Below are 4,678 nucleotides of genomic sequence, written 5' to 3'. Positions count from 1 at the left end.
CCGTCGGCGCGAAGGGCTTCGGCTTTGGCGGGGGTGCGGTTGTAGGCCACCACGGGGTGGCCGGCAGCGAGCAGGCGGCGGGCCATGGGCGTGCCCATGTTGCCAAGGCCCAGCCAGCCGATTGACTTGGTTGATTCCATCTGAAAAATTTTGGGTCAGGCGCGCGGAATTGCGTGCGGTACCGGTCCTAACGGCAAACGGGGCCGCCCCGGTTATCCGGCGCAACCCCGTTTTGGCCTTCAACCCCACCAGCGGCTGGCCGAAACAAGCCGCGCCTCAGTCAATCGGCCGGAACAGCCGCCCCCAGCGCACTTTGTGCAGCAGGTCCGCATTGGGGTCGAGCGAGAGCCAGGTGAACACGGCTTTGCCCACAATATGGTCGGCGGGCACGAAGCCCCAGAAGCGCGAATCCTCGGAGTTGTGGCGGTTGTCGCCCATCATGAAGTAATAATTCTGCTTGATGGTGTAGCGGGTGAGCGGCTGGCCGTGCTGGTATATCATCCCATCCTGCCAGGTGATGCCGTTGTTGTGCTCGTACTGGGCCACGATTTTGTAGTAGATGGCCGCGTTGGCCGGCGTGAGGGCAACGGTCTGCCCCTGCTTGGGCACCGGCAGCGGGCCGTACTCATCGAGTTGCCAGCGGCGGGGGGTGGCACTGGCGGCCTGCGATACATCGAAGTCGGCCACGTCGGGGAATAGCTGCACGGGGTACTGCACCACCTCCAGCGACTTCGTGTAGGACTGCCGGCGGAAGTAGGCGGCCACCTCGGCCGGGCAGCTGATGACGAAGCCAGGCTTGCCCGTTTCGGGGTTGACGACGGCGCGGGGCACGCCGTCGGGCTCGCGGTAGTCGACCACGCCTTGGGCGCGCAGGGCGGCCAGGATTTCATCATTCGGCGCGGCCACCTGCATGAAGTAGGTAGTTTGGGGCCGGCCGGCCACCGCGCCGGGCTGGCCGTTGAGAAATACCTGGCCGCTGCGAATGCTCAGCGTGTCGCCGGCCACGGCGATGCAGCGCTTGATAAGGTTGGTGCGCACATCGGCGGGGCGCTGCTGCTCGTGCGGCACATGAAATACCACCACGTCGTTGCGCTTCACCGAGCTGAAACCCGGGAAGCGGTAAGTAGGCAACTGGATAAGGTCGGAGTAGCTCTGCGGGCCGTGCTCCCACAGGGTTTGGTGCGTGAGGGGCACTTGCAGCGGCGTCTGGGGCGTGATGGGGCCGTAGTGTAGCTTGCTTACCATCAGGTAATCGCCCACCAGCAGCGTGCCCTCCATGCTTTCCGACGGAATCGTGTAAGCCTCCACCGCCGACCAGCGCAGCAGCGTGGCGGCCACGATGGCGAAAATCAGCGAGTCAGCCCACTCGCGGGTTTTAGTTTTGGGCGGCCTGGGCGAGGGATTAGCGCTGCGGGAAGAGAAGTAGGGAATACGCATAAGCAAAAAGTTGAAGCAATAGCTGCGTCATCAACGCAGTGCCTCTTCTCCTATTGCCTAACCACCCCGCCACCCGCCGCCCCAGCAGCTTAAGAAACTAATGTGGCTGGGGGTACAAGAAAAGAGTAATTAAGATTCTACTCGTGGATGGGACGTGCGTTAGATTTAACCAAAATCACAGCATGCAGGCTCGGTTTGTATTGCAGATAAATTGAATCAGATGAAAACTTCAGCACCGACGCATGTCTGTCATTAATTGTCAAAACACTATCCTTTATAGACCATGTGTTTGACAACATGTTGTCGCTGCTATACAAAACCATTGACCCGTTTCTCTTATCATAGATATACAGAAAGCATCTTCCATCGTCATAAGAAGCGGTAACCGCTTCTTATGATTTTGCGATTCGTATCGTAAATATCCCAGAATCCAGCTTTTTTTGAAACTAGCGTATGTTTCAAATCAAGTTTGGTCTGACAACCACAAAGGATGCTTATAAAGCCGAAAGCAAATGTTCTGACGATGGTTTTTGGTGATGGTCCCATAAACAAAAATAGCCGCCTCAACTAAAGTTGAGACGGCTATTTTATTCTTAAGCGAAAAGCCTAAACCGGAATACTACCAGCTCGACTTGGTTACACCGGGAATCTTCCCGGCGAGAGCCATTTCGCGGAAACGCACGCGGCTGATGCCAAACTTGCGCATGTAGCCGCGGGGGCGGCCGTCAATCATGTCGCGGTTGTGCAGGCGCACGGGCGAAGCGTTTTTGGGCAGCTTGTCGAGACCTTCGTAGTCGCCGGCAGCTTTCAGCGCCTTACGCTTCTCAGCGTAGCGGGCCACGGTGGCAATGCGCTTGCGCTCCCGTGCTTTGATGGATTCTTTAGCCATGAGTTCGGAAGATTAAGCGTCTTTTTTAGCGTTGGCGAAAGGCATACCGAACGCCTTGAGCAGCTCGTAGCTCTGCTCGTCGTTCTCGGCCGTGGTCACGAACGTGATGTCCATGCCCGAGATGCCTTTGATTTTGTCAATCGAGATTTCGGGGAAGATGATTTGCTCCTTCACGCCGAGCGTGTAGTTGCCACGACCGTCGAAACCTTTGTCGTTGATGCCTTTGAAGTCACGTACGCGGGGCAGGGCCACCGTCAGCAGGCGGTCCATGAACTCGTACATTTTCTCGCCGCGCAGCGTCACTTTCGCGCCGATGGGCATGCCTTCGCGGAGCTTAAAGTTCGACACCGATTTCTTGGCGATGGTCGGAACGGCTTTCTGACCGGTGATGGTCGTGAGCTCTTCCACGCCGTTGTCCACCAATTTCTTGTCAGCTACTGCGGCACCGATACCGCGGTTGATGCAGATTTTGGTAATGCGCGGTACCTGCATGATGCTCTTGAACTGGAATTTCTCCTGGAGCGCCGGTACTACGTCTTTCTTATAAATATCCTTGAGTCGTGCCATGGTCGTTAATTATTTAGCGGTGGCCGAATCAACCTTCTTCACGTTCGACACGTGAATCGAGCCTTCGATTTTGGTGATGCCGCCCTGGGGCGACTTAGCGCTCGGCTTGTTGTGCTTGGTCATCAGGTTGAGACCTTCCACCACCACGCGCTGGGTTACCCGGTTCACCGACTTAATGACGCCGGTTTTGCCCTTCTCGTCGCCGGCAATCACCTTCACGGTATCGCCCGACTTCACGTGCAGCTGCACGGGGTCTGCTTTCTTGATAGCCATGGTTTAGATTACTTCGGGGGCTAGGGATACGATTTTCATGAACTGACGCTCACGCAGCTCGCGGGCCACGGGGCCGAAGATGCGCGTGCCGCGGGGCTCGTCGTTGTTGTTGAGCAACACGGCGGCGTTGTCGTCGAAGCGGATGTACGAGCCGTCTTTGCGGCGCACTTCCTTCTTCACACGCACCACCACGGCCTTGCTCACGGTGCCTTTCTTGGCGTTGCCCGAAGGGATGGCCGACTTGATGGCCACCACAATCTTGTCGCCAACGCTGGCGTATTTCTTGCCCGTGCCACCCAGTACGCGGATGCAGAGGACTTCCTTGGCGCCGCTGTTGTCGGCCACCGTCAGGCGGGATTCTTGCTGTATCATCGGACTGAATTATTTAGCGCGTTCAACAATTTCAACCAGGCGCCACCGCTTGGTTTTGCTCAGCGGACGGGTGCTCATGATGCGCACCGTGTCGCCTTCGCCACACTCGTTTTTCTCGTCGTGGGCGTGGAATTTCGTGGTTTTGGTCACGAACTTGCCGTACTTGGGGTGCTTCTGTTTCTGCACCACAGCCACGGTGATGGACTTGTCCATCTTCGAGCTCGTTACCGTGCCGGTGATTTCCTTGCGCATGTTGCGCGAGTCTTCAGCTACGGCTTGGTCTTGGGTTGTTACGTCGGTTGCCATCGGTTATTGAGCGGAGTTAGTGGACTGCTCGCTCTTGCGACGGTTCTGCTCGGTGAGCAGACGGGCGACAGTCTTACGGTTAGCCTTGAGACGGGCGGGGTTTTCCAGGGGCGAAATCGCGTGGGCGAAACGCAGCTGCTGGCCCTGGGCCTGCTCGGATTTGAGTTGCTCTTTCAGCTGGTCAGCCGAAAGGCCTTTGAGGTCGGTCTTGTTCTTCATCGGAATTAGGCGGCTTCAGTGTAGTCGCGGCGAACCACGAAAGAAGTTTTCACCGGCAGTTTCTGGGCAGCCAGACGGAGCGACTCCTTGGCTACTTCCAGCGAAACCCCGTCCGACTCGAACATGATTTGGCCGGGCTTCACGCAGGCTACCCAATACTCGGGCGAGCCTTTGCCCTTACCCATGCGCACCTCAGCGGGCTTCTTGGTAATCGGCTTGTCGGGGAAAATGCGAATCCATACTTGCCCTTCGCGTTTCATGGCGCGGGTCATGGCGATACGAGCAGCCTCAATTTGGCGAGCCGTAATCCAAGACACTTCCAGCGACTTGATAGCGAACGAACCGAAGTCTATGGAGCTGCCGCGGTAGGCCAGGCCTGTTACGCGACCCTTTTGCATCTTGCGATACTTGGTCCTTTTCGGTTGTAACATTTTAGTTTATTGTAAAAAGAGTGTGCTTAAAAGAGAGGGGCGAACAGCCAAATATTTCGCTTCGTTCACCTGAAGCGGTAAACGAAGCGAAATAATTTGATTCGTTCTAGCGACGCGGGCCACGGCCAGCACCGCCGGCAGCACCACCGCCTTGGGCGGGGCCGTTGCGACGGGGACCGGCGTT

General features: G+C 57.2%; 9 protein-coding genes. All 9 read right to left on the bottom strand.

Annotation, left to right across the window (positions count from 1 at the left end; translation table 11 throughout):
• Positions 1-140 (bottom strand): NAD(P)-binding domain-containing protein (locus ACYVDE_RS14910; RefSeq protein WP_460502333.1); only part of this gene is annotated, 140 nt, incomplete at its 3' end.
• A gap of 136 nt (positions 141-276) precedes the next feature.
• On the bottom strand, positions 277-1,437 hold the full coding sequence (lepB, locus tag ACYVDE_RS14905) for a S26 family signal peptidase (protein ID WP_460502332.1): 1,161 nt from the start codon (positions 1,435-1,437) through the stop codon (positions 277-279).
• A gap of 619 nt (positions 1,438-2,056) precedes the next feature.
• Positions 2,057-2,326 carry a 30S ribosomal protein S14 gene (gene rpsN / locus ACYVDE_RS14900; RefSeq protein WP_035567891.1) on the bottom strand — a complete coding sequence of 90 codons (270 nt, stop codon included), beginning with the start codon at positions 2,324-2,326 and terminating at the stop codon, positions 2,057-2,059.
• 12 nt (positions 2,327-2,338) lie between these two features.
• Positions 2,339-2,893: a large ribosomal subunit protein uL5 gene (gene rplE, locus ACYVDE_RS14895; protein ID WP_460502331.1), complete on the bottom strand. Its 555-nt coding sequence runs from the start codon at positions 2,891-2,893 to the stop codon at positions 2,339-2,341.
• 9 nt (positions 2,894-2,902) lie between these two features.
• The gene (gene rplX, locus ACYVDE_RS14890; RefSeq protein WP_460502330.1) at positions 2,903-3,166 is read right to left on the bottom strand and encodes a 50S ribosomal protein L24; all 264 of its coding nucleotides are present in this window, start codon (positions 3,164-3,166) and stop codon (positions 2,903-2,905) included.
• A 3-nt stretch (positions 3,167-3,169) separates the two neighbouring features.
• Complete coding sequence (gene rplN / locus ACYVDE_RS14885) at positions 3,170-3,538, bottom strand: 50S ribosomal protein L14 (RefSeq protein WP_198067458.1); 369 nt, start codon at positions 3,536-3,538, stop codon at positions 3,170-3,172.
• A 9-nt stretch (positions 3,539-3,547) separates the two neighbouring features.
• Entirely contained in the window at positions 3,548-3,844 is a 297-nt protein-coding gene (gene rpsQ, locus ACYVDE_RS14880) for a 30S ribosomal protein S17 (protein ID WP_196286022.1), read from the bottom strand.
• Between the two features lie 3 nt (positions 3,845-3,847).
• Positions 3,848-4,063, bottom strand: a complete 216-nt coding sequence (rpmC, locus tag ACYVDE_RS14875) for a 50S ribosomal protein L29 (RefSeq protein WP_196286021.1) — start codon at positions 4,061-4,063, stop codon at positions 3,848-3,850.
• A 5-nt stretch (positions 4,064-4,068) separates the two neighbouring features.
• Entirely contained in the window at positions 4,069-4,494 is a 426-nt protein-coding gene (gene rplP / locus ACYVDE_RS14870; RefSeq protein WP_196286020.1) for a 50S ribosomal protein L16, read from the bottom strand.
• Positions 4,495-4,678 lie beyond the last annotated feature (184 nt).

The organism is Hymenobacter agri (assembly GCF_054778495.1).
The sequence above is the reverse complement of the archived record's forward strand: the minus strand, read 5'-3'. Positions and strand labels throughout refer to the sequence as shown.

What these genes read in the sequence shown, in the direction of transcription:
- rplN (WP_198067458.1), bottom strand. Translation starts at nt 3,538, where the DNA reads ATGATACAGCAAGAATCCCGCCTGACGGTGGCCGACAACAGCGGCGCC.
- rplP (WP_196286020.1), bottom strand. Translation starts at nt 4,494, where the DNA reads ATGTTACAACCGAAAAGGACCAAGTATCGCAAGATGCAAAAGGGTCGC.
- rpmC (WP_196286021.1), bottom strand. Translation starts at nt 4,063, where the DNA reads ATGAAGAACAAGACCGACCTCAAAGGCCTTTCGGCTGACCAGCTGAAA.
- rpsN (WP_035567891.1), bottom strand. Translation starts at nt 2,326, where the DNA reads ATGGCTAAAGAATCCATCAAAGCACGGGAGCGCAAGCGCATTGCCACC.
- rplX (WP_460502330.1), bottom strand. Translation starts at nt 3,166, where the DNA reads ATGGCTATCAAGAAAGCAGACCCCGTGCAGCTGCACGTGAAGTCGGGC.
- rpsQ (WP_196286022.1), bottom strand. Translation starts at nt 3,844, where the DNA reads ATGGCAACCGACGTAACAACCCAAGACCAAGCCGTAGCTGAAGACTCG.
- lepB (WP_460502332.1), bottom strand. Translation starts at nt 1,437, where the DNA reads ATGCGTATTCCCTACTTCTCTTCCCGCAGCGCTAATCCCTCGCCCAGG.
- rplE (WP_460502331.1), bottom strand. Translation starts at nt 2,893, where the DNA reads ATGGCACGACTCAAGGATATTTATAAGAAAGACGTAGTACCGGCGCTC.